The sequence below is a fragment of the Stenotrophomonas testudinis genome, assembly GCF_024499815.1.
Classification (GTDB): domain Bacteria; phylum Pseudomonadota; class Gammaproteobacteria; order Xanthomonadales; family Xanthomonadaceae; genus Stenotrophomonas.
In genome coordinates, this window is record NZ_JAMOKY010000002.1 from 186,830 (window position 1) to 210,768 (window position 23,939).

General features: G+C 67.9%; 24 protein-coding genes. 19 read left to right on the forward strand and 5 right to left on the reverse strand.

Features of this window, described 5'->3' with window-relative positions:
- Positions 1-18: 18 nt before the first annotated feature.
- Positions 19-702, reverse strand: coding sequence for a ChrR family anti-sigma-E factor (locus NQ204_RS02260; RefSeq protein WP_256642958.1), 684 nt, complete (start codon positions 700-702; stop codon positions 19-21).
- A complete protein-coding gene (locus NQ204_RS02265) occupies positions 699-1,322 on the reverse strand; it encodes a sigma-70 family RNA polymerase sigma factor (protein WP_116862372.1) in 624 nt (207 codons plus the stop codon). The genes NQ204_RS02260 and NQ204_RS02265 overlap by 4 nt, the downstream gene beginning before the upstream one ends.
- Before the next feature lie 135 nt (positions 1,323-1,457).
- Here NQ204_RS02265 and NQ204_RS02270 point away from each other — a divergent pair, with 135 nt between their 5' ends.
- From NQ204_RS02270 to NQ204_RS02330, 13 genes are all read left to right on the forward strand, one after another.
- Positions 1,458-2,225, forward strand: a complete 768-nt coding sequence (locus NQ204_RS02270; RefSeq protein ID WP_256642959.1) for a hypothetical protein — start codon at positions 1,458-1,460, stop codon at positions 2,223-2,225.
- 84 nt (positions 2,226-2,309) lie between these two features.
- The gene (locus NQ204_RS02275; protein ID WP_256642960.1) at positions 2,310-3,263 is read left to right on the forward strand and encodes an acyl-CoA desaturase; all 954 of its coding nucleotides are present in this window, start codon (positions 2,310-2,312) and stop codon (positions 3,261-3,263) included.
- A 2-nt stretch (positions 3,264-3,265) separates the two neighbouring features.
- Positions 3,266-4,543, forward strand: coding sequence for an NAD(P)/FAD-dependent oxidoreductase (locus NQ204_RS02280; protein WP_256642961.1), 1,278 nt, complete (start codon positions 3,266-3,268; stop codon positions 4,541-4,543).
- On the forward strand, positions 4,540-5,307 hold the full coding sequence (locus NQ204_RS02285; protein WP_256642962.1) for a DUF1365 domain-containing protein: 768 nt from the start codon (positions 4,540-4,542) through the stop codon (positions 5,305-5,307). The genes NQ204_RS02280 and NQ204_RS02285 overlap by 4 nt, the downstream gene beginning before the upstream one ends.
- The gene (locus NQ204_RS02290) at positions 5,304-6,563 is read left to right on the forward strand and encodes an SAM-dependent methyltransferase (protein WP_256642963.1); all 1,260 of its coding nucleotides are present in this window, start codon (positions 5,304-5,306) and stop codon (positions 6,561-6,563) included. The genes NQ204_RS02285 and NQ204_RS02290 overlap by 4 nt, the downstream gene beginning before the upstream one ends.
- A 15-nt stretch (positions 6,564-6,578) precedes the next feature.
- Positions 6,579-7,124, forward strand: coding sequence for a DUF2878 domain-containing protein (locus NQ204_RS02295; RefSeq protein ID WP_116862378.1), 546 nt, complete (start codon positions 6,579-6,581; stop codon positions 7,122-7,124).
- On the forward strand, positions 7,121-7,912 hold the full coding sequence (locus tag NQ204_RS02300; RefSeq protein WP_116862379.1) for a DUF1295 domain-containing protein: 792 nt from the start codon (positions 7,121-7,123) through the stop codon (positions 7,910-7,912). Before NQ204_RS02295 ends, NQ204_RS02300 begins: the two co-directional genes overlap by 4 nt.
- Complete coding sequence (locus NQ204_RS02305) at positions 7,909-8,982, forward strand: SAM-dependent methyltransferase (RefSeq protein WP_116862380.1); 1,074 nt, start codon at positions 7,909-7,911, stop codon at positions 8,980-8,982. The genes NQ204_RS02300 and NQ204_RS02305 overlap by 4 nt, the downstream gene beginning before the upstream one ends.
- Positions 8,983-8,994: 12 nt before the next feature.
- A complete protein-coding gene (locus tag NQ204_RS02310; RefSeq protein ID WP_116862381.1) occupies positions 8,995-9,528 on the forward strand; it encodes a lipocalin family protein in 534 nt (177 codons plus the stop codon).
- A gap of 115 nt (positions 9,529-9,643) precedes the next feature.
- Positions 9,644-10,783: an SPFH domain-containing protein gene (locus tag NQ204_RS02315; protein WP_116862382.1), complete on the forward strand. Its 1,140-nt coding sequence runs from the start codon at positions 9,644-9,646 to the stop codon at positions 10,781-10,783.
- Positions 10,784-10,803: 20 nt separating this feature from the next.
- Positions 10,804-12,156, forward strand: coding sequence for a TFIIB-type zinc ribbon-containing protein (locus tag NQ204_RS02320; protein ID WP_256642964.1), 1,353 nt, complete (start codon positions 10,804-10,806; stop codon positions 12,154-12,156).
- On the forward strand, positions 12,153-12,413 hold the full coding sequence (locus tag NQ204_RS02325; protein WP_116862384.1) for a hypothetical protein: 261 nt from the start codon (positions 12,153-12,155) through the stop codon (positions 12,411-12,413). The genes NQ204_RS02320 and NQ204_RS02325 overlap by 4 nt, the downstream gene beginning before the upstream one ends.
- A gap of 103 nt (positions 12,414-12,516) precedes the next feature.
- Complete coding sequence (locus NQ204_RS02330; protein ID WP_256642965.1) at positions 12,517-15,312, forward strand: PAS domain-containing hybrid sensor histidine kinase/response regulator; 2,796 nt, start codon at positions 12,517-12,519, stop codon at positions 15,310-15,312.
- 246 nt (positions 15,313-15,558) lie between these two features.
- Here the strand turns inward: NQ204_RS02330 and NQ204_RS02335 are convergent, their stop codons facing one another.
- A complete protein-coding gene (locus NQ204_RS02335) occupies positions 15,559-16,434 on the reverse strand; it encodes a CHAD domain-containing protein (protein WP_256642966.1) in 876 nt (291 codons plus the stop codon).
- Positions 16,435-16,540: 106 nt separating this feature from the next.
- Here NQ204_RS02335 and NQ204_RS02340 point away from each other — a divergent pair, with 106 nt between their 5' ends.
- The 4 genes from NQ204_RS02340 (at position 16,541) to NQ204_RS02355 (ending at position 20,282) form a co-directional block, all read left to right on the forward strand.
- Complete coding sequence (locus tag NQ204_RS02340; RefSeq protein ID WP_256642967.1) at positions 16,541-17,200, forward strand: AprI/Inh family metalloprotease inhibitor; 660 nt, start codon at positions 16,541-16,543, stop codon at positions 17,198-17,200.
- A 70-nt stretch (positions 17,201-17,270) separates the two neighbouring features.
- A complete protein-coding gene (locus NQ204_RS02345; protein WP_256642968.1) occupies positions 17,271-18,221 on the forward strand; it encodes a cation diffusion facilitator family transporter in 951 nt (316 codons plus the stop codon).
- 113 nt (positions 18,222-18,334) lie between these two features.
- A complete protein-coding gene (locus NQ204_RS02350) occupies positions 18,335-20,080 on the forward strand; it encodes a sensor domain-containing diguanylate cyclase (protein ID WP_305888241.1) in 1,746 nt (581 codons plus the stop codon).
- Positions 20,081-20,147: 67 nt separating this feature from the next.
- Positions 20,148-20,282, forward strand: a complete 135-nt coding sequence (locus tag NQ204_RS02355; protein WP_256642970.1) for a hypothetical protein — start codon at positions 20,148-20,150, stop codon at positions 20,280-20,282.
- 180 nt (positions 20,283-20,462) lie between these two features.
- On the opposite strand, the gene NQ204_RS02360 is transcribed toward NQ204_RS02355, so the two are convergent.
- Together NQ204_RS02360 and NQ204_RS02365 are read right to left on the reverse strand one after the other, a co-directional pair.
- Positions 20,463-21,572 carry a DNA glycosylase AlkZ-like family protein gene (locus NQ204_RS02360; protein ID WP_256642971.1) on the reverse strand — a complete coding sequence of 370 codons (1,110 nt, stop codon included), beginning with the start codon at positions 21,570-21,572 and terminating at the stop codon, positions 20,463-20,465.
- 20 nt (positions 21,573-21,592) lie between these two features.
- Positions 21,593-22,264 carry a TraX family protein gene (locus NQ204_RS02365; RefSeq protein WP_116862391.1) on the reverse strand — a complete coding sequence of 224 codons (672 nt, stop codon included), beginning with the start codon at positions 22,262-22,264 and terminating at the stop codon, positions 21,593-21,595.
- 133 nt (positions 22,265-22,397) lie between these two features.
- Here NQ204_RS02365 and pip point away from each other — a divergent pair, with 133 nt between their 5' ends.
- Positions 22,398-23,354: a prolyl aminopeptidase gene (pip, locus tag NQ204_RS02370; protein WP_116862392.1), complete on the forward strand. Its 957-nt coding sequence runs from the start codon at positions 22,398-22,400 to the stop codon at positions 23,352-23,354.
- 281 nt (positions 23,355-23,635) lie between these two features.
- Complete coding sequence (locus NQ204_RS02375) at positions 23,636-23,935, forward strand: hypothetical protein (RefSeq protein WP_108768980.1); 300 nt, start codon at positions 23,636-23,638, stop codon at positions 23,933-23,935.
- Positions 23,936-23,939: the final 4 nt, after the last annotated feature.

Genomic DNA, 23,939 nt, shown 5'->3' on the forward strand with positions numbered 1-23,939 from the left:
GGGCTTTCCTCCAACGCTTTACAGTTTGACGAACCGCTGGACCTTGCGCGCCAGCCAACCACTGAACACCAGTGGCGCATCCAGTGCCGACACGCAGATGCACGGCGCGCCCGGTGCGGTGACCGGCTGGTGCTCCACGTCTTCATCCAGATCAGCCACATCGCCTGGCGCGAACAGACCCAGCGCATCATTGTAGGCGCCGCGCAGGATGTGGGTGAGCTCGCTGCGGCCGTGGCTGTGCATCGGCAGGCACTTGCCCGGCGCGATCTTGAGCATGATCAGCGAAGGCATTTCCGCGGAGCGGATGCAATGCACGCCCGGTGCGATCCAGCGCCAGCGCAGCGCAGCCAGCGAGCGACCGAAGTACGGGTGCAGGGACGCCGGCAGATGGTCCGCGCCCACCTCCGGCCGCTCCACCGGCGGCGCGGCCGGCCGCGCGACGGTAATGGCAGCCACCGCAGGCTCGACACGCTCCAGCTCGGCAAGCATGGCCTGACGCAGCGCATGACTGCGGCCGCCAACCACCATCGGCTGGGTCTGTTCAATCAGCGCCGCGCCGATGGCCTCGGCCTCGCGCAGGCGCTGGCGGCAATGCGGGCACTGCTCCAGGTGGGTGCCAACGACCACGCTCAGCGGCGCCGGCAACGCGCCGGCCGCATAGCTGAGAAGGGTCGATTCGTGCAGGTGGTGGTGAGGGTTCATGGCATGCCCCCCACCTTGGACTGCAGCTGCAGGAAAGCCCGGCGCAGGTGTGACTTCACCGTGCCCAGCGGCATTCCCAGCGCCTCGGATATCTCGCCGTGGCTCTTGGCTTCGAAATACGACATGCGCACCAGCCGGGCCTGCACTGCCGGCAGTTCGTTGATGCGCTGGCGCAGGCGGGCCTGGTCGGCATAGTGCTCGGCGCTGGTCTGTGACTGCGCGTCACTGCTGGCAGCTTCCTCCACCGCGGCCTGCACCTGCATCCAGCTGCGCTCATGGCGCACCCGGTCGATCTGCAGGTTGCGTGCGATCCGGTACAGCCATGTGCTCAGCGCGCCCTGCGCCGCATCGTAGTCTGCCGCACGCAGCCACAGCCGCAGCAGGCATTCCTGCGCAAGCTCCTCGGCCACCGCTTCGGGCGCGCCGAGCCCACGCAGGTAGACACACAGGCGCGGCATGAAGTGGTCGTAGATGCGCATGAAACAGGTGCGGTCGCGCAGACGCGCCACACCGTCCATGTCACCGGTCCAGTTCGTCGGCTCGCTGCTTGGCTGCTGGGAACTGGACACGATGCGTGCGGCGTCGAAGTCAAAGGAAGGGCTGGCGGCGTCAGGGTACATCCGGGCGGCGATCAGGCAGGTGAAGGGAGTCTGTGTGCTGTACGCACCAGAGGCCGGCTTGGATGCAGCCCGTTGCCCTGCATCCACCCGGGCCCGTCGTGCGTATGTTCAGCAGGCCAACCCGCCAGGACCCCCATGCATACCGCCGGTCTGCTGCTGTACCTGTCCACCGTGGCCAGCGCCACGCCCCTGCTGCGCAGCGAAGGCGTTGCCAGCCTGGCCGACGGCACCCCCGCCTACCGCGAGGTGCACTGGCGGCGCGGGGAGCCCGAAGGTGCGACGCGCTGGGTGCAGTACCTGTGCCCGGACGGTCGCCCGTTCGCACGCAAGGAGCTGCCGGGCACCGCCCAGCCGCAGGCGCGGGGCTACCTGCTGCAGGACGGACGCAGCGGCCAGGCCGCCAAAGTGGTGGTGGCCGGCGGACAGGTCAGCATCGACTGGAAGGAGAGCGCGCCGGACGCGGAGCGGCGTGCGCAGGTGCCACTGCCTGCCGACGCGGTGATCGACACCGGCTTCGACGCCGCAGTGCGCGCGCACTGGCCTGCATTGATGAAGGGAAATGAGGTCCGCCTGCCCTTCCTGGTGCCGGGCCGGCAACGCTTCTACCCGGTCAGCGTGCGCCGTACCGGTGCGCTCACCTGGCAGGGAGCACCGGCACAGGCCATTGAGGTGCGCCTGGCCACTTGGTACGGCGCGGTCGCTCCGCGGCTGTCCCTGGTCTACGCAGATGACGACCGCCGACTGCTGGAGTTCCGCGGCACCAGCAACCTGCGTGATGGCCATGGCGTCTATCCGGCCGTCATTGTCCGCTTCGCCTCACCCGCGACGACGCGGCCACAGGCGCAGTGGCAGCAGGCCTGGGCACAACCGTTGGTGGCGTCCTGCGGCGTGAGCGACAGGTGAAGCAGTCTCGCAATGCCGATTGAGTGCATCCAATGCACGCTGTGCTGCGTAGATAGGGGCAGACACGCCCTCGAGACTTCGCCCATGTCCGCTGCTGCGCCCCTTCCACGCCGACGTGAGCGACTGCTGCGCACCCTGCGACGCTGGTTCGACACCGAGGCCGCCGCGGCGCAGGCCGACCCTGCGCAGCGCGGCCGCATCGATTGGCTCCGGGCCGTGCCGTTCGTGCTGCTGCATGTGGCGTGCCTGGGGGTGATCTGGGTCGGCGTGTCCTGGACCGCAGTAGCGGTGGCGCTGGCGCTGTACGCGGTGCGGATGTTCGCGATCACCGGCTTCTACCACCGCTACTTCTCGCACCGCACCTTCCAGGCCTCGCGCCCGGTGCAGTTCGTGTTCGCGGTGATCGGCGCGTCCAGCGTGCAGCGTGGCCCGTTGTGGTGGGCCGCCCACCACCGCCATCACCATCGCCATGCCGACCAGCCGCAGGACCCGCATTCGCCGAATGAAGGTGGATTCTGGCGCAGCCACATGGGCTGGTTCCTGACCCGTGAAGCCTTCGCCACGGATCTGGCGCGCGTGCCCGACCTGGCCCGTTTCCCGGAACTGCGCTGGCTGGACCGTTTTGACATCGCCGTGCCGGTGTTGCTGGCCGCAGGCCTGTACGGCCTTGGCGCGCTGCTGGAACGCGTGGCACCCGGCCTGCACACGACGGGCCCGCAGCTGCTGGTCTGGGGCTTCTTCATTTCCACCGTGGTGCTGTTCCATGCCACGGTCACCATCAATTCGCTGGCCCACCGCTTCGGCAGCCGCCGCTTCGAGACGCGTGATGACAGCCGCAACAACCTGTGGCTGGCCCTGCTGACCTTCGGCGAGGGCTGGCACAACAACCACCACTTCTTCCCCGGCACCGCCCGCCAGGGCTTCCGCTGGTGGGAAGTGGACCTGACCTGGTACGGCCTGCGCCTGATGGCCGCCGCCGGCCTGGTCAGCGGATTGAAGCCGATACCCGAGTGGGTGCTGGCCAAGGTGAAGGACTGAGCATGCGCATCGCGGTCATCGGTTCGGGCATTGCGGGTCTGGCCAGCGCGTACTGGCTGGACGGCGAGCACGAAGTCACGCTGTATGAAGCCAACGACTACCTGGGCGGGCACACCCACACCCATCGGGTGCAGGTCGACGGGCAGCAGATGTCGGTCGACACCGGCTTCATCGTCTTCAATCCGCAGCACTATCCGCTGCTCACTTCCTTGTTCGACGAGCTGGGCGTGGCGTCGCAGCCCACCACCATGAGCTTCTCGATGCACAGCGACCGCACTGGCGTGGAGTATAACGCCACCTCGCTGGACGGCCTGTTCTGCCAGCGCCGCAACCTGGTCTCGCCGCGCTTCTGGGGCATGCTGGCCGACCTGCGCCGCTTCTACCGGGAGGCACCGCTGCTGCTGGCCGAGGCCGAAGGCCCGACGCTGGGACAGTACCTGCGCCAGCAGCGCTTCGGCGATGCCTTCGTGGAGGAGCACCTGCTGCCGATGGCCTCGGCGCTGTGGTCCTCGCCGACCGCCACCGTGCTGGACTTCCCGGCGCGCTACCTGGTGCAGTTCATGGCCAACCACCAGATGCTGCAGATGACCGGCCGCCCACCGTGGCGCGTGGTCAAGGGCGGCTCGGCGCGCTACGTGGAAGCGCTGCGCAGCCGCTGGCGCGTGCATGAGCGGTTGGAAACGCCGGTGCAGGCGGTCGAGCGCATGCCGTGGGGCGCACGCGTGCACAGCTCGGCGGGTATTGAAGGCTTCGACAAGGTGATCCTGGCCTGCCACAGCGACCAGGCCCTTGCCCTGCTGGCAGACGCCGATCCGGTCGAAAGCGCAGTGCTGGGCGCGATCCGCTACCAGGCCAATGAGGCCGTGCTGCACACCGACGCCTCACTGCTGCCCGCCAACCGCAAGGCCTGGGCCGCCTGGAACGCGCACGTGCCGGAAGATCCTTCGGCGCCCTGCACGGTCAGCTACTGCATGAACCTGCTGCAGGGCCTGCCCGGCGAGACGCCGCTGGTGGTGACCCTCAACCGCAGTGATGCCATCGATCCGTCCAAGGTGCTGCGCCGCCTGCACTACGCGCACCCCGTGCACGACCATGCCGCCGTGCGGGCGCAGCAGCGCTGGGGCGAGATCCAGGGCCACCGCCACACCTGGTTCGCCGGTGCCTACTGGGGCTGGGGTTTCCATGAGGATGGCATCGCCAGCGCACGGCGCACGGTCGACGCGCTGCGCGCCTGCACCGGCATCGCCTCGCCGCTGCGGCCGACCGAGATCACGGCATGACCGCCAGCGCGCTCTATGTCGGGCAGGTGCAGCACCGGCGGCACCATCCGCATCCGCATGCGTTCCGCTACCCGGTAGCGCAGCTGCTTCTGGACCTGGACGAGCTGGACACGATCTTCGCCGGGCGCTGGCTGTGGTCGGTCAACCGCCGCAACCTCGCCGAGTTCCGCCGCAGCGACTACCTGGGCGATGCGAAGGTGCCACTGGCCGACGCTGTGCGCGACCACGCCGCCCCCGTGCTGGGCCGTCGCCCGGAAGGGCCCGTGCGGCTGCTGACCCACCTGCGTTTTGGCGGCCACGTGTTCAATCCAGTCAGCTTCTACTACTGCTACCAGGCCGACGGCAGCACCTTGGACTGCATCGTCGCCGACATCACCAATACGCCGTGGAAGGAGCGCCACGCCTACGTGCTGCCGGTCGAACAGGCGCAGCACGTAGGCGGCAGCCTGCGCTGGCAGTTCGACAAATGCTTCCACGTGTCGCCCTTCATGCCGATGGACTGCCGCTACGACTGGCGCTTCAACGCTCCCGGCGATGCGCTGCGTGTGCATATGCAGGTCTGGCGCGAGGGCGTGCGCCAGTTCGATGCGACCCAGTCCATGCAGCGCCATCCGCTGGATGGCCGCGGCCTGGCGCGGGTGCTGCTGGCCTACCCGCTGATGACCGTGCAGGTGGTCGCCGCCATCCACTGGCAGGCGCTGCGCCTGTGGCTGAAACGCAATCCCGTGCACGACCACCCTTCCCTTGCCGAGAAACCGCGATGAACAACCTGACGCCTTCAGTGGCCCTGCCCCGTGCCGGTGCACTGGACGCCTTCCTGCGCCGTCGCCTGCTGGCCCAGCTGGCGCCGATGCACGACGGCCAGCTGCGCGTCCGCGATGCCTTCGGCGAGGTACTGCTGGGCGATGGCCATGGCCCGCTGCAGGCCATGGTGACCATCGACGACCCGGCTTTCTACCGCAAGGTCGCCGCGCAGGGCAGCGTCGGCGCGGGCGAGAGCTACATCCACGGCGACTGGCGCTGCGATGACCTGGTCGCACTGGTCCGCCTGCTGGTGCGCAACCGCGATCTGCTGGACGGCATGGAGCGCGGCCCGGCACGCGCCGCCGGCTGGCTGCTGCGCGGCTGGAACCGCCTGCGCCGCAACAGCCGCGAGGGCAGCCGCCGCAACATCGCCGCCCACTACGATCTCGGCAATGATTTCTTCGCGCTGTTCCTGTCGCCGGACCTGATGTATTCCTCGGCGCTGTACGCACAGGCGGACGAGCCGCTGGAAGTGGCCTCTACCCGCAAGCTGGACCGCATCTGCCAGCAGCTGCACCTGCAGCCGGGCGACCGCGTGGTCGAGATCGGTACCGGCTGGGGTGGGTTTGCCGTGCATGCGGCGCGCCATTACGGCTGTCACGTCACCACCACCACCATTTCCGCCGAACAGCACGCACTGGCCGTGCAGCGCGTGCAGGACGCAGGCCTGCAGGAGCGGGTGACCGTGCTGATGCAGGACTACCGCGACCTTCAGGGCCAGTTCGACAAACTGGTCTCCATTGAGATGATCGAGGCCATCGGCGCCGAGTTCCTCGACACCTACATGGGCACCCTGCAGCGCCTGCTGAAGCCCGACGGCGTGGCGCTGCTGCAGGCGATCACCATCGAAGACCACCGCTACGAACAGGCGCGGCGCAGCGTGGACTACATCAAGCGCTTCGTGTTCCCGGGCAGCTTCATTCCCTCGATCAACGCGATCATGGCGGCCAAGACCCGGGCCAGCGACCTGCAGCTGATCGCCCAGCAGGACTTCGGCCATTCCTACGCGCTCACCCTGCGCGCCTGGCGCCAGCGCTTCCTGGCCCAGCGCGCCGCCGTGCAGGCACAGGGTTTCGACGAGCGCTTCTGCCGCATGTGGGAGTTCTACCTGGCCTACTGCGAGGGTGGTTTCCTGGAGCGCTCCATCGGCGTGTCGCACCTGCTGCTGGCACGGCCGGGCCATTGCACCGACGTCCCCGTCGACAGCGAGGCCTGAGATGGGAGGCCTTACATGAGACGGACCTGGTTCAACCTGCTCGGCAACCAGCTGGTCTGGCTGTGCGCGGTGTCTGGCGCGGGCCGCGGCTGGCAATGGCCGGCACTGCTGGCCGCGGCGCTGTATGTCGCCAGCCAGCTGCTGACCAGCCCGGTGCCGCGCATTGACCTGCGCCTGCTGCTGCTCGCCCTCGCCTGCGCCTGGTTGGTGGATGGCATCGCCGCCGCCAGCGGTACCGTGCGCTATGCCGCCGCGCCGCTGGACTGGGCACCGCCGCCGTGGATCATGGCGCTGTGGGCGGCGTTCGCGATGACCCTGACCAGTTCGATGACCTTCCTGCATCGGCACCGCCTGCTGCCAGCGCTGTTCGGCCTGCTGCTGGCACCGCTGGCCTATCTTTCGGCGGCGCGCGGTTTCCAGGCCGTGCAGTTCAGTTCACCCGTTTGGCAGGGCGTCCTGCTCTTGGGCGTTGGCTGGAGCATTGCCCTCTCGTTGCTGTGCGCGCTGGCACGCCGCAGCGTTGACAAGGCGGTCGAACACACAAAAGGAGTGCGCGCATGAACCTGCTTGGCTGGGTGCTGCTGTACGCAGTGCTGGTGATGTGCTGGGGCTGGGCCTGGCAGCGCCGCCACTGCAACATCGGTGTGGTCGACGTGCTGTGGGCCAAGGGCGTGGCCGCAGGTGCACTGCTGCTGGCCTGGCTGGGTGACGGCGGCCTGCAACCGCGCATCGCACTGGCGGTGCTGGGCGGCCTGTGGGGCAGCCGGCTGGCTTTGCATCTGTGGCGTCGCGTGCGCAGCGAAGACGAGGACGGTCGCTACCGCTATCTGCGCGAACACTGGAACGGCCATCAAGGAAAGATCTTCGGCTTCTTCATGGCGCAGGCGCTGCTGGTGGTGCTGTTCGCCCTGCCGTTCCTGGCCGTGGCCCGCAACCCGGCCACCGGCCATGCCGGCTGGATCGCCGCCGCCGTGGCGGTATGGCTGCTCAGCGTCGGTGGCGAAGCACTGGCCGACCGCCAGCTCGCACGCTTCCGCGCCGACCCCGCCAACAAGGGCAAGACCTGCCGACAGGGGCTGTGGCGCTACTCGCGCCATCCCAACTATTTCTTCGAGTGGCTGCACTGGTTCACCTATGTGCTGCTGGCCGTCGGCTCACCGCTGTGGTGGCTGGCTTGGTCGGGCCCGGTGGTGATGTACCTGTTCCTGCGCTACCTCAGCGGCGTCCCCTTCACAGAAAAACAGGCCCTGCGCAGCCGCGGCGAAGACTACCGCGACTACCAGCGCAGCACCCCGATGTTCTTCCCGTGGTTCCCCCGCACTTCCCCTTCCCAGGACCGCACGCCATGAATGCCACCAGCACGCTGCACCCTCCCGTCGAGATCGAAGGCGGCCTGACCGGCTGGGCCGAACGCGGCTGGATCCCGGACGCGGCCCTGCGTGCAGGCATACGTCGCCTGTGCGCGCAGCGCCTGCAGGAAGAGGACGAAGGCGGCCAGGAAGGACAGTCGGTGCGCTTCCAGCGCCGCATCGCCGAACTGGCCGGCAGCCCGCTCGCACTGCACGTCGATGCCGCCAACCGCCAGCACTACGAAGTGCCGGCCGCATTCTTCCAGGCCTGCCTCGGCAAGCGCCTGAAGTACAGCAGCTGCTACTACCGCACCGGTCACGAAACCTTGGACGACGCCGAAGAGGCGATGCTGGAACTGTATGGGCAGCGCGCCGGGCTGCGCGATGGCCAGGATATCCTCGAACTCGGCTGTGGCTGGGGTTCGTTGACCCTGTGGATGGCCGAGCGCTACCCGAATGCACGCATCACCGCAGTGTCCAATTCAAACAGCCAGCGCGAGCACATCATGGGTCAGTGCCAGGCACGGGGCCTGCGCAACGTCGAGGTGCTCACCCGCGACGTGAACCAGCTGGAGCTGCCGACCGCGCGATTCGATCGCTGCGTGTCGGTGGAAATGTTCGAACACGTGCGCAACTACCAGCAGCTGCTGCAGCGCATCGCCGGCTGGCTGCGGCCGGACGGTGCCCTGTTCGTGCACATTTTCGCCCACCGCACGCTGATGTACCCGTTCGAGACCGAAGGCGATGACAACTGGATGGGGCGGCACTTCTTCACCGGTGGCCTGATGCCAGCCGCCGACACCCTCCTGCATTTCCAGCAACACCTGCAGCTGGACCAGCGCTGGCTGCTCGACGGCACGCACTACCAGCGCACCGCCAACCACTGGCTGGACAACCAGGACGCCGCCCGCGCCCAGCTGATGCCGATCCTGCAGTCAACCTACGGCGAGGCCGCCGCGCGCATCTGGTGGCAGCGCTGGCGCATGTTCTGGATGGCCTGCGCCGAGTTGTTCGGCTATGACCAAGGCCAGCAGTGGCTCGTCGCCCATTACCTGTTCCGCCCCCGCTGAAGGAGACTGGCCATGCGTATGCCCCCCTTGTTCACCCTGCTGACGTTGGCCCTGTTCGGCACCGGCTGCAGCAGCCAGGACACCCGGCCACTGCCACGTGAGCCGTCGGTGGACGTCCCACGCTTCATGGGCGACTGGTATGTGATCGCCCACATCCCCTCGCCGCCAGAGCGCGAGGCTTTCGACGCCGTCGAAAGCTATTCCCTGCGGCCGGATGGACGCATCCAGACCACCTTCACGTACCGCAAAGGCAGCTTCCAGGCGCCATACAAGAGCATGCACCCGGTCGGCCGGGTGGAGAAAGAAGGCGCCGGCGCGGTGTGGGGCATGCAGTTCATCTGGCCGATCCAGGCCGAGTACATCATTGCCTGGCTGGACGCGGACTATCGGCAGACGATTGTCGGCCGTAGCAAGCGCGATTACGTCTGGTACATGGCGCGCACGCCGCAAGTGTCGCCGCAGGACTACCAGGCCGCCGTCGAGCGCATCGCTGCCATGGGCTATGACACCTCGAAGCTTAGGAAGGTCCCGCAGTCCGTACGCTGATCCTGCCAGATGAATGGCCGCCACCATGACTGGTGGCGAGCCACCGCCCCGCTCCTCTATAGTCAGCCGGGCACGACAGGCATGGTGCCTGTCCGGTAACCACAGGGAGCAGGTCATGGGTCTGGTACAGGCGGTCAAGGGTGCAGTGGGCGGTGTTCTGGCCGACCAGTGGAAGGATTTCTACACCGTGCCGACGGGCCTGCCGTCGACCGCGGCCCTGTTCGCGGCCGTGCCGCAGGGCACCAATGCCGGCCGTGGTTCCAATACCAGCGGTTCGTCCAACATCATCAGCAATGGCTCGAAGATCGTCGTGCCCGAAGGCTATGGCCTGCTGCTGTTCCAGGACGGCGCGATCACCGCCTTCGTGGCCGAGCCGGGCGGCTACGAGTGGCGCTCGGACGACCTCAACTCGCAGTCGCTCTTCGCCGGCGACGGGCTAGTCAGTACCTTCATCAAGCAGAGCTGGGAACGCTTCAAGTTCGGCGGCCAGCCTGGCTCGCAGCAGGCCGCCTTCTTCGTGTCGCTGAAGGAACTGCCGGACAATCGCTTCGGCACCCAGTCGGAAATCTACTGGGACGATGCCTTCCTCAACACCCAGGTTGGCGCGGTCACCCGTGGCTCGTACACGCTGAAGATCATCGACCCGATCCTGTTCGTAAAGAACTTCGTGCCGGCCAGCTACCTGCGTCCGGGCCAGGTCTTCGACTTCACCGACATGGACAATGCCGCCGCCACCCAGCTGTTCAATGAAGTGGTGGGTTCGCTGGCACCGGCGTTCAGTCTGTACAGCAACGATCCGTCCAAGGGCAACCGCATCACCAAGCTGCAGCAGGATTCCATCGGCTTCGCGCAGAGCCTGTCGGCCGCCGTCGAACAGGCCTACCAGTGGAAGTCCGACCGCGGCCTGGCCATCGTCAAGACCGCCATCGTTTCGATCGAGTACGACGCCAACACCCGTGAACTGCTGAAGACCGTGCAGCGCGCCGATGCGCTGTCCGGTTCGCGCGGCAATTCCAACCTGCAGGCCAGCGTGGCCCAGGGCATCCAGTCGGCCGGCGAGAACGGCGGCGCGGCGGGCCTGGTCGGCGTCGGCATGGCCTCGGGCATGTTCGGTGCGGGCAGCCTGCAGCAGCCGACTGCGCCGTCCGCCGATGATCCGGTGGCCAAGCTGAAGAAGGCCAAGGAAATGCTCGACCTGGGCCTGATCACCCAGGGCGACTACGATGCGCTGAAGGCCAAGGCGCTGGGCCTGTAAGCCGCCGGACGCGCAGACCCATGTCCGACCCCAGAAACGGTCCTCCGCCGCTGCCCCAGGCCGCCCCCGCTTCGCCCCCGCCGTTGCCGGCGGCGAAGCTCGACGGTCCGGGTTCGCCGCAGGACGTCCCGCCCCTGCCTGGCAGCTTCCCGCTGGATACCAGCACGCTGCCGCAGGCTATCCGTGATGAAGTCGAAGCGCCCGATCCGCTGGCCATCGACACGTCGGCCAGCGAACTGAAGGACGGCCTTAACCGCTGCCCGAAGTGCGGCAGCACCGACATCCGCCCCAGGCTCGGCACCGACGTCCTGGTCTGCCTGTACTGCCGTCACGAATGGTATGGCGCGCGGGTGGAGGAGGAATTCGGGCTGGGTGAAGCGCTCGACCAGCTGCAGGGCACGATCATCGCCTCCGGCGCCCGCGACATCGACGCCGACACCTCGGCGCTGATGACCTTCAAGTGCGGCGGCTGTGGTGCCGAGGTCACGGTCAACACCGAAAGCACGATGACCGCGCGCTGCCACTGGTGCCGCCACGTGTTCGGCGTCAACGAGCAGATCAGCAACGGCGCCGTGCCCGATGCCGTGTTGCCCTTCCACATCAGGAAGGACGATGCGGTTGCGCGCATCCGCCAGTTCGTCGACAAGCGCCGGATGTTCGCGCTGAAGGCCTTCAAGGACCAGTTCACCCCGGAAAACGTGGTGGGCGTGTACCTGCCCTACATGATCGTGGACAGCAATGTCAGCGCGACCGTGGCAGGCAAGGGCGAGATCAAGACCCGCGAGTACACCCGCGGCACCGAGAAGAACAAGCAGACTTACTACGACGCGGACATCTACCAGGTCGAGCGCCAGGTCGAATTCACCGTCGACGACCTGCCGCTGGAATCCTCGACCGAGCGCGGCAACCTCGACACGCGCACCAACACCAACAACATCATCAACACCATCCTGCCGTTCGATACCAAGAACGCGGTGAAGTGGAACGCGTCCTACCTGGCGGGCTTCACCTCCGAGAAGCGCAACGTGGATGTGGAGAAGCTGCGCCCACGGCTGGAAGACCAGCTGCTGTCGATCGCCCGCGCGCAGGTCGAAGCCAGCGTGCGCCGCTACGACCGTGGCGTGCGCTGGGAGCAGGAACGGCTGGACGTGCACGGCAGCCGCTGGGTGTCGATGTACCTGCCGGTCTGGCTGTACTCCTACCACCAGCCCGGCGCCAACGGCGGCATGCTGCACTACATCGCGGTGAACGGCCGTACCGGCGAAACCATGGGCAGCGTCCCCGTGCAGCAGTGGAAGATGCTGCTGGCCGCCCTGGCGACCGGTACGGTCATCGAAGCCCTCGCAATTGCCTTCCTGGTGGCGACAACATGAGTGACGACAGTGGTCTCTGGTTGCTGGCGGCCGGCCCGGCCGGTGCTACCGCGCTGTACTGGGCGCTGTACCGCTATTACCGCAACACCGACAAATCGCATTCGTTCGAACACGAAACCGCGATCGATGCCAAGCCGGTGACCGGCTCGGACCGTCGCGTGGATTCGATCACCGGTACGCAGGAACGGCGCGTGCGCGGTGACAACGTCTACGAGTACCGCAAACGGGTGATGCGGGTGAAGCCCGGTGGCGATTGACACGGCACCACGCTGCCGTGACGCGGCGGTGATCTAGACTGGCGGCCCATGTTATGCCTGCCCCTGCCTGGGGTGGGCAGCGCCCCGCCGTTCGAGATCGTCCGTGAACCAGCCTCCTGTTCCCCAGCCGCAAGCCGCCCATGCCTCCGACAGCGTGAACATGGCGCTGGCAGCGGGTGCCATCGTCGGCACCTGGTTCTGGGATGTGCCAAACGACCAGCTGACCGTTGATGAAGCGCTCGCACGCGCGTTCGGGCTGGACCCGGCGCTTGCGCAGCGCAAGCTGCAGCTGCACGAGGTGCTGGGCACGGTGCACCCCGATGACCTGGCAGGGCTGACCTCGGCCATCGAGCATGCCGTGCGGCACGGCGGCCGCTTTGCGCATCAGTACCGCACGCGCGGCACTGACGGCGGCTACCACTGGCTGGAAAGCATCGGCCGCGTCGACCTGGACGAGAACGGTCGGGCACTGCGCTTCCCCGGCGTCCTCATCGACATCGACGAACGGCTGCGGGTGCAGGCCGAGCGTGACCAGGCCCAGGCCCTGCTGCGCTCCTTCGTTGAGGCCGCGCCGGGCGTGATGTATGCCAAGGATCGCCAAGGCCGCCTGCTGATGGGCAACAGCGGCACAACGGCACTGATCGGGCGCCCCCCGGCGGAGTATGTTGGGCGGACCGATGCCGAACTGTTGGCCAACCCCGCCCAGGCTGCGGCGGTGATGGCCACCGACGAGCGGGTAATGTCCAGCGGCTGCAGCGAGCAGGTGGAAGAGGAAGTCAGCTTTCCGGACGGCCGCCGGGCCTGGTGGCTGTCGACCAAGGCGCCGCTGCGCAATGGCGACGGCGAAGTGATCGGCCTGGTCGGTACCTCGCTGGACATCACCGACCGCAAGTCGGCCGAGGCCGAGCGCCTCGATATCGAGGAGCGCTATCGGCTCGCTGCGCAGGCCACCAACGATGCGATCTGGGACTGGCGCATGGTCGACGGACACGTCGTCTGGAACGAAGCGCTGTCCAGCCTGTTCGGGCACCCGGTGAAGGAGACCAGCGCGCAGTGGTGGCTCGACCACATCCATCCCGAAGACCGCGACCGCATCGACCGCAACATCCACGCCGTCATCGACGCCGACGGCATCACCTGGACCGGCGAGTATCGCTTCCGCCGTGCGGATGGCAGCTATGCGGCCGTCCTCGACCGCGGTGCGGTGCTGCGCGACGCTGATGGGCGGCCGCTGCGGATGATCGGCGCCATGCTCGACCTGTCCGGACGCAAGGCGGCGGAGGCGGCGCTGGCCGAGGGTGAGGAGCGCCTGCGCCTGGCCACGGAAGCAGGCGAGCTTGGGCTATGGGACCTGGACCTGGTGCAGAATGTCCTGCTCTGGCCCAAGCGCATGAAGGCGATGTTCGGCATCTCGCCCGACGCGGAGGTGGACTTCGAGGATTTCCGCAACGGCCTGCACCCGGACGACCGTGCCGCGACGCTGGCGGCTTTCGATGCATCCGCCGATCCGCAGCAGCGTGCCAACTACGATGTGGAATACCGCACGGTCGGCAAGGAAGATGGCGTGGTGCGCTGGGTCGCGGCCAAGGGCCGGGGCATTTTCGAGGCCGGCCGCTGCGTGCGCCTGCTGGGCGTGGCCATCGACATCACCGCTCGCAAGGCAGCCGACGAACGCTTGCGCGAGTTGAACGAGCAGCTGGAGGCGCGGGTGCGTGCCGAAGTGGCCGAGCGCATGCGGGTGGAAGACGCGCTGCGGCAGAGCCGCAAGATGGAAGCCGTCGGCCAGCTCAGCGGCGGCATCGCGCACGACTTCAACAACATGCTGGCCACGGTGATCGGCCCGCTGGACCTGCTGGCGCTGCGCATCGGCGACAGTGATGCGCGCGCGGTGCGCTACATCGAGATGGCCCTGGACGGCGCCCAGCGTGCCGCTCAGCTGACCCAGCGGCTGCTGGCCTTCTCGCGCCAGCAGCCGCTGCAGCCGGTGGCGGTGGACGTGAACCATCTGGTGGCCGGCATGACCGATCTGCTGGTGCACTCGCTCGGCAGCAGCGTCATCCTCGAAACCGTGCTGGGCGGCGGCCAGTGGTGGACGCACGCCGATGCCAACCAGCTGGAGAACGTCATCCTCAACCTGGCGGTGAACGCGCGCGACGCCATGCCAGGTGGCGGCCGCCTGACGCTGCAGACCAGCAACTGCCCGATCGACCTGGCCAGCGTGGCCGAGCACGGCGGCATCCCCACCGGTGATTACGTGCACATCGCCGTGACCGACACCGGCGGCGGCATGGCGCCCGAGGTGATGGCGCGCGCGTTCGATCCGTTCTTCACTACCAAGCCGGTCGGCCAGGGCACCGGCCTGGGCCTGTCGCAGGTCTATGGCTTCGTGCAGCAGTCCAACGGGCACGTCCGCCTGCAATCCGCGCCCGGCGCGGGTACCACTGTCATCATCTACCTGCCGCGCCTGCTCGCCGAGGTGGACGCACTGCCACCGGCCAAGGCCGATGTGGCGCCGCTGTCCGGCGGTGGCGCCGAGCAGATCCTGGTGGTGGACGATGACGCGGCGGTACGCGCGTTCTCGGTCGATGCATTGTCCGAACTCGGCTACCGGGTACTGTCGGCCGATGGGGCGGCCAGCGCATTGCCCCTGCTGCAGGCCCACCCCGGCATCGCATTGCTGTTCACCGATGTGGTCATGCCCGAAGTCAACGGCCGTCAGCTTGCCGACGAGGCCCTGGCGCGGTACCCGCACCTGAAGGTCCTGTTCGCCACCGGCAACAGCCGCAATGCGCTGGTCGACGACGGCGTGCTCGGCGCGCATGTGCAGCTGATCGGCAAGCCCTTCACCATCGGCGAACTGGCCTCGCGCGTCCGCGCCGTCCTCTCCGCGGAACGCTGAGCGTCAGCGCTTCCCTGCGGGCAGCGAAGGTCGAGTTCTCCGGCTACACCAGTGTGGCTGCCGGCCCGCTGGTTGTAGCGATGGCCCTCCATCTGCGCCTATGCGCCTGACCGCAGAAGCCACGATGTCAGAGGATGTTCGCCTGGCATGGCCTGGCGCTACCAGCTACGGTAAGCCCGGCGAGCGCGGCGGCCTCAACCGATACCAGGATGCCTGAAGATTTTCGCCAGGCTTGGCCTGGCGAACTCAGCCGTCCGCTGCTTCGGCATCCCGCAGCTGGTCCAGCACCCGCGCCTTGCCGTCTGCCGCCGGCATCGCCCGCACCAGGTTGCGCAGCAGCTGCAGATCCTGCCGCTCGCCCAGTACATCACTGAGCCGGTGCAGGGCCCGGGCATCGCTGCTTTTCGGCCCCGCGTGCCCGGCGTGCAGCTTGAGCGCCTGCGCCACGTCGAGCTGCATGCGCAGGCGGCGGACCTTGCGTCGCCAGCGATGAATCGCATCGGTCCCGCCGTCGTCGCTCGCACGCAGGGCGGCCTTTCTCGCCCGTCTTTGGCTGCGTTCGAGGTTGCTGCGCAGCGTCGAGCGACGCAGCTTCGCCCAGGGCTGTTTCGCAAGCTGTTCCTGCACGATCACTACGCGGCGCACCCGTCGGTCGAATCGGGGGTCGCGCTGCAGGGCCTCCTGCAGCAGACGGTCGCGGCGCTGGACCAACCGGGCGATGATGCCCGGCCACGCTTCAGCTGCGTGCGCGTCCTGCAGGTAGACTGCGGCCTGCACCACTATATGGGCGTCGCGCAGGTAGGACAGGCTGTCGCCCAGACGCTGCAGGCGGCGGTCCGCGTCATCCAGTTCCAGTACCGAATCGTGCAACAGTGCCAGCAGCGCACGCAGCCGGCGGATCGCCTTGCGCGCGGCATGGATGGCGGCATGCGGATCGTCCGACGCCGACAATGCCGCGATGATCGAGCGGCATTCCTGCATCGCCCGTTTTCGAACCGACTCGCCAGGGTCTGCTGCGGACATCGGGGACTGCCCCGCGGGGGTAAAGGCGCAGTGTATTCCCAGCCCAGGGCTGCCCCGTTCACATTGCCCGGGCCACGCGCGGGTGGCCTGCCTCTGCACGCCCCCCTCACGCAGCCCCACACGGCCGGCGCTATGCTCCGCCGGCGGGGGAGGCTGCCGCCCCACACGCAGATCAGCGGTTTCAGCGTTCCCCAACGAGGATTCCATGATGGCCAAGCTCTTCCCGCACTACGGGCTGCTGGCGTTGTACAGCCTTGCCCTCCCTGCCGCTGCCATGGCCCAGGACGCATCGATCGGCTTCGGCCAGGACACCACCACCACGCAGTCGTCCAGCAGCTCGCAGACCACCGTCACCATTCAGTCGGACACCGGCACGGGCCAGGACGACAGCGACCAGACGCAGGGCGATTCCGGTTTCGGCAACATGGGCTCGATGACCACCGAGACCACGACCACCGGCAGTTCGCATTCGGAATCACGCAGCCACGGCTCCGACGTCGAAGTGGATATCGGCCGCCCCGACGACCGCGGTGACGACTGGGGCCATGACCGCCACCGCGGTGCCCCCCCGGTCAACGACAGCGATCTGTTCGGCGACTGGACGCTGGGCCAGGAGAACGGCAGCAGCTGCACCATCACGCTGAAGGACAGCCAGTGGTTTGGCGGCTACGGCGCCTGGGTGCCGGCTGGCTGCCCCGATGGCTTCTTCTCGATCAATCGCTGGCTGCTGTCAGGCAACCAGCTGCTGTTGACCGACACCAACAACCAGGTCATCGGCCGCTTCCGCCCGAGCGGTGGCGGACGCTGGACGGGCCGCCGCGAGTCGGACGGCACCCGCATCTACCTCAACCCGCGACAGCGCTGAGCGGACCGTATACGCGGCACGGACACCCCCCATCGCACCATGGGGTGTCTGTTCAACCTGCCCCCCTGACATGGCCGCTCCCACAGGCTCACGCCTGGTCGTCTACGCCGCGCTGTTCGGCAACCTTGCCATCGCCATCGCCAAGTTCGTCGCCGCCGGCATCTCCGGCAGTTCGGCCATGCTGAGCGAAGGCGTGCATTCGCTGGTCGATACGCTCAACGAGGTTCTGCTGCTGTACGGCCTGCACCGTGCCGAGAAGTCGCCTGACACGCTGCATCCGTTCGGCTATGGGCGTGAGTTGTACTTCTGGAGCTTCATCGTCGCCCTGCTGGTATTCGCCGCCGGCGCCGGTGTATCGGCCTACGAAGGCATCCAGCACATCCGCCATCCGCAGCCGGCCACGAACCACGCCCTCAGTTACACGGTGCTGGGCATATCACTGCTGTTCGAGGGCAGCTCGTGGTACATCGCCCTGCGCGAGTTCCGCCGCAGCAAGGGGTCGATGGGCTACTTCAAGGCCTTCCGGCGCAGTAAGGACCCGTCCACCTTCACCGTGCTGCTGGAAGACAGCGCGGCGCTGCTCGGCCTGGGATTCGCCCTCGCCGGCCTGCTCGCTGCGCAGCTGCTGGACATGCCCGTGCTCGACGGGGTGGCCTCCCTGTGCATCGCCGCCGTGCTCGCGGTGACCGCCTTCCTGCTGGCCCGCGAAACCAAGGGCCTGCTGGTGGGTGAACCGGCGCACCCGGCGGTCGCACAGCGGATCATGGCGGTGGCGGCGACCGATCCCGACCTGCGGCGTGCCAATGGCGTGACCACCATGCAGATGGGCCCGGAACAGGTCGTGGCCATGCTCAGTGCGGAGTTCGAGGACGACCGCAGGACACCACAGATCGAAGCCTGCATCACCCGTATCGAGACGGCGGTCAAGGACGAATTTCCCGAACTGGTGGCATTGTTCGTCAAGCCGCAGACCCCGGAAGTCTTCGCTGCACGGCGGGCCGCCCTCAAGAAGCACACCTGATAGGTCGTCGGCCGACCTCACGCAGACATCACCCGCCAACGCGGAACGCTAACCAATGCCCCACTAGCGTGGGGCCTGCCCCGCCCTTCCCCGCAGAAGCCAGCGCGCCAGTTATGGATGAAGCTTTCCGACTATGCGAGATCAGCCGTCTGGGAGTGCTCGACACTCCTTCCGAACCGGTCTTCGACGCCATCGTCGCCGCCGCCCAGGCGGCCACTGGCATGCCGATGGGCCTGATCTCCATCGTTGACGAGCACCGGCAATGGTTCAAGGCCAATATCGGCCTGCCGGGTACCAGCGAAACACCCCGGGACATTTCCTTCTGCACGCATGCCATCGAGCGCGATGCCCTGATGGAGATTCCCGATGCGCGCCAGGATCCTCTGTTCGCCACCAACCCGCTGGTCACCAACGGGCCGCGCATCCGACACTACGCCGGCATCCCGATCAGTAGCGCACAGGGCGCGCGGATCGGCACCCTGTGCCTTTTCGACACGATGCCCGGCGTCCTTTCGCCCTCACAGCGCGAACTGATGGTGCACCTGGGGCGGGTCACCACCCAGGTGCTGGAACAGAGGGCCACGCTGCTGCAGAAAGTCGACCAGGCGCAGCACCTGCACAGTGACCTCAAGCGCAGCGAGGATTTCCTCGAACGCACCAACACCGCCGCCAAGGTCGGTGGCTGGGAGCTGGACCTGACCAGCAACGAAGTACGCTGGACCCGCGAAACCAAGCAGATCCATGGCGTGCGCGCCAGCTACCAGCCCACCCTGGAAAGCGCCCTCTCGTTCTATCGCGAGGACAGCCGCGCCATCATCCGGGCCTCGGTGCAGCGCTGCATCGAAGCTGGAACACCGTGGGAAGTCCAGCTGCCGATGTCCACCGCCGACGGCCGCGCGATCTGGACGCGCGTGGTCGGCAGCCGCCAGCAGGTCGAGGGGCGGCCACGCCTGGTCGGGGCCATCCAGGACATCACCGAGGAACGCGCCGTGCTCGACGCGCTGGAAGCCAGCGAAGTACGCTACCGGCGCCTGTTCCACTACAGCCTCGGCCTGATCTGCACGCATACCCTCGACGGCACCGTCACGTCGGTGAATCCGGCGGCGGTGCAGTCGCTGGGATTCCTCGAGAGCCAGATGGTCGGCCGCAGCCTGTGCGACCTGATGCCCGCGGACAAGCGCGATGCCTTCAAGGCCTACCTGGCGCGGATCGAGAGCAACCACACCGATGCCGGCGTGATCGAGCTGATCGCCGCCGATGGCAGCCGCCGCTACTGGGCCTACAACAACGTCCTCGACAGCGAGGCGCACCCGCCCTTCGTGCTCGGCCACGCGCAGGATGTCACCGCGTTGCGACAGCAGGAAGAGCGTCTGCGCGAATTGTCCCAGCGCGACCCGCTGACCCTGTGCCACAACCGCCGCTACCTGCACCGGCTGGAGCAGCTGGAGACCGAATCCTGGGCCTGCGTGGTGTTCGACCTGGACCACTTCAAGCAGGTCAACGACACCCAGGGCCACCGTCGCGGCGATGCCATCCTCGTCGAGTTCGCTACCTTCCTGCGCTTGCCGCTGGGCGCCGGGGAGAGCGAAGTCCGGCTGGGCGGCGATGAGTTCATGGTGGTACTGGTCCAGCCGGCCCGCGAGCGCCTGCAGGCGCTGCTGCACTGGTACGAGCAGAACGCCGGTCTCGCCCCGATCGCGTTCTCGATGGGCGCGGCCACGCATGCCCGTGGCGAGCTGGTCGCCGATACCATCCATCGCGCCGACAACGGCCTGTACAGCACCCGCGAGCGGGTCCGCCAGGTCCAGCGCGAGGATGACGCCGTGCTGCCGGGGACGTCCGCATCCACATCCGATTGAGCCTTCCGTCACGCCCTGCAGCCAGTGCTGAGGGCACCCTGCCAGCAGGCTCTACGGAGACAGTGCAATGGCCAATACCGGTCGTTTTTTCGTATTGGCTCTCGATGCAGACAGGGACCCGGCAGGCGCCATCGTGCAGATCCGTTCGATGGCACTGCGCTGCGAAGCCTGCGGTGAGGTCACCCGCACCGAAGGCGCATAGATCGCGCGGTTGGATGGGGACACCATCCTCGCCTGCACCCAGTGCGGCGCGACCCAAGCCGTCGCCAATGCGCGCCTGGAGGAGTGCGAACACGTAATGGCCGTCACCTCGTCCGCCGTCGCCACCACTGGCGTGACGCCACTGTCAGGTCGAGGACGAGGCTGACCATGGAGGCGCCGCTCAGGCGCCTCTGCCCGGCCCGTGCAGGAAGTCGTCCATGCGCTGCAGTTCGTCGTCCAGCGCCGCGCGGAACGCCGATTCGCGCGGTGCCTTGCCAGTGACGTAACCCAACGCCGGTTGCAGTCGGCCCTCGGGCGTCGTGATGTTGGCCCAGCCGATGATCTGGTCGCGCCACAGCAGTGGCAGTGCGTAGTAGCCGAACCGCCGGTTCGCTGCGGGCGTGTAGGCCTCGAACTTGTAGGTCCAACCCCAGAGCAGCTCAAAGCGCCGACGATCCCACGCCACCGGATCGAATGGGGCCAGCAGGCGGACCTGCTCATCCACGGCGAAGCGCCGCGAGCGCGGATTCTCTTCCGCCGGCCAGTACCAGGTCGTTCCTTCGACAACGGCGCTGGCCAGCGTCTGCCGGGCCACGCGCAGCGCCCGCTGCAGCGGTGCCGCCAGGTGCGGCGCGCCATAGCCGAGCAGGCGCACCAGGTAGGTCAGGCTGGCGGCCGGCAGGGGCGCGTACTTGCGCACCACCAGGTCGACCAGGGCGGCGGCACGCTGCACCTGCGCGGCGGCGCCGGTGTCTGCCTGCGGGTGGTCGGCCACGCTGTAGATGCGTGTTCCGCTGTCGCGCCGCTGCACGCGCAGCATGCCGCGATAGTGCATGCCATCGAGCAGATGGGTGCTGGCGTTGCTGGTGCCGCCCCAATAGTTGGTCACCCGGCCATGCGCGAAAGCCTGGTCCACCTCGCGTGGATGCACGCTGCCACGCGCCTGCACGAATTCGAGCACCTCGGCCGCCCTGCGGCGAGTCGCCTCATCCCAGACCCGCGATGAAACCCGCGGGTGCATCAGGGCAAGCAGTTCACGCGGCAGAAAGCCATAGTTGACCAGGCAATCCTCTTCCACCGGCAGGCGTGCGTAGCGTCGTTCCAGATCACCGGCCCGATACCCCTTCACCCGGTGCCGCAGGATCAGGTCCTGGGCGCGGGCCGGAGCCCGGATGGGATCGGCCTGGACGAACCCAAGTCGGCGGATGGCCGCCAGCAGGGTCGTCGGCCTGAACAGCGTGCGCGCTATGGCGTAACAGCGCAGATCATCGAGGGTCGGCGTGGCGGGCATGCCCTATTGTCGGCCATCGGTCAGCGGCCGACCACCATCGCATAGCCCGCCAGCACCGCCAGATGGCCCACGTAGTAGAGGTAGAACGACCAGCGCCAGCGCGGCACCCGCCACGGCACCCGGGCCAATGCCCACAGCAGTGGCACCGCCAGCAGCGCCCAGCCGTTGCCATTGGTCCAGCACAGCGCTGCCAGGGCCGGCAGCGGCAGCCACCACAGCCGGTTGCGGAACGCGATCCAGCCCAGCACCACCAGCGCCACGCCCTCCCACTGGTAGTCGACCAGCATCGGCAGCACGCCGCCTGCCAGCAGTATCAGCCAGGCCCGGCCCTGCGCCAGTGCGAGCACGGCCAGCGCCGCAACGGCGAAGGTCAGCAGGATGTTCAACGGAAGCGGCTGCCCGAAGGCCAGTAGATGCAGCGGCTGGGCGATCGCGCCCCAGAGCAGCAGACGCCGGATCGATTTGCCGAGGTCAGCACCGGGCTGGGCCAGGTTGCAGGCCATCACCAGCGCGAACAGCGGAAACGCGACGCGCCCCAGCTCGCTGACAACCGGCACATGACCACCGGACACGACCTTGGCGACGTGGTCGCCGGTCATCAGCAGCAGGGCGATCCACTTCATCACCTCGCGGCCGCCACTGCTGAGCGTATACGGCGCTACGGCCTGCTTCGCTGCATCCTGCTGGTCCATGCCGCTCCCGGAGTGATGGCAGCCTGCGCGCGCACGGCCGTTCCTGTACGCCGAGGATACTGGAACCACGCGCGATGCGACGCCGTCCGACCGGCACCGTTATGCTTGTCGTTCCTGCTCGTGAGACACCGCCATGCGTACGCTCTTTCCGCCGATCACGCCTTACCGCGAGCATCGCCTTGCCGTGGACGCACTGCATACGCTGCATATCGAAGAGTGCGGCAACCCGGAGGGCATCCCCGCCGTGTTCCTGCATGGTGGCCCGGGGGCTGGCGTCTCGCCCACGCATCGTCGCTTCTTCGATCCGGCGCGCTACCGCATCGTGCTGATCGACCAGCGCGGCTGCGGCCGCTCCACGCCGTTTGGCGAACTGCGCGACAACAGCACCGCGCATCTGGTGGAGGACATCGAGCGGGTGCGTGCGCACCTCGGCATTGAACGCTGGCTGGTGTTCGGCGGCTCCTGGGGCTCCACGCTGGCGCTGGCCTACGCACAGGCCCATCCCGAGCGCGCGACCGGCGTGATCGTGCGCGGCATCTATCTGGGGCGCGCCGAGGAGAACGCCTGGTTCGCCGAGGCTGACGGCGGTGCCCGCTGGATCTTCCCGGAACGCTGGGCGCGCTACGAGGCACATATTCCCGAGGAGGAGCGTGGCGACCTGATTGCCGCGTACTGGAAGCGACTGGACAGCGCCGACCAGAACACGCGCATTGCTGCTGGCCTCGCCTGGCTGGGGTGGGAGGACCACGCCGCCACGTTGGTGCACGATGTCGATGCGGTCTCCGATGCCGATCCGCTGGACACGCTGGCCAAGGCCCGCATCGAAGCGCACTACTTCCGTCACAACGCGTTTCTCGAGCACGGCCAGCTGCTGCGGGACGTCCATCGCATCCGCCATCTGCCCGCGGTGATCGTGCAGGGCCGCTACGACATCATCTGCCCGGCGCGCAGCGCCTGGGACCTGTCCTGCGCCTGGCCGGAAGCCCGGCTGGAGATGGTGCTGTCCGGGCACAGCGCCACCGAGCCGGCCACCACCGACGCGCTGATCCGCGCGAGCGACGCGTTCGCGGATCGTTCCGCGGGTTTGTAGATCCACGCCACGCGTGGATGGCGTTCGCCACGCATCGCGCGCGCCTCTATACCAACGTATATCCGCGCTTACCCACGGGCATCTAGGCCCGGCGCGGCCGCGCGCGGACAATAGCGCCACCGGCCCACACAGGCCCCACCGATGGAGACGCTGATGGACCCCGACCCTGCCGGGCGCACCGCGCCCCGGAGTGCCGCCGCCTGTTCCCTGCTGGCGCCCATCGCCGGTCCCTGTCCGCACGCGTGATGGGGGCCCCGGGCGTCGCCTGCCCGGAGTTTCCCATGTCCTACAAGATCCTCTACATCAGCCTGCGCCGCCTGATCGGTGAGCGCGATGTCGCCGGCCTGCGCAGCCGCCTGCTGCAGCACGGCCCGGTGCTGTTCGCCCATGCGTTGGCGCTCGGTTCACCGCGGGTCGTCGCCGACGCGCTGTCGCTGCTGCCGATCAGCGAGCGCATCACCGTGCTGCGCCACCTGCCCCACCCTCTGCGCGACGCCATGAAGCCGCTGTGCATCGGCGGCAGCCAGCGCCTGCACCTGCAGCCGTGGTCGCCGTCCGTGCTGGCCCTGCGCCGCGCCTGACCCA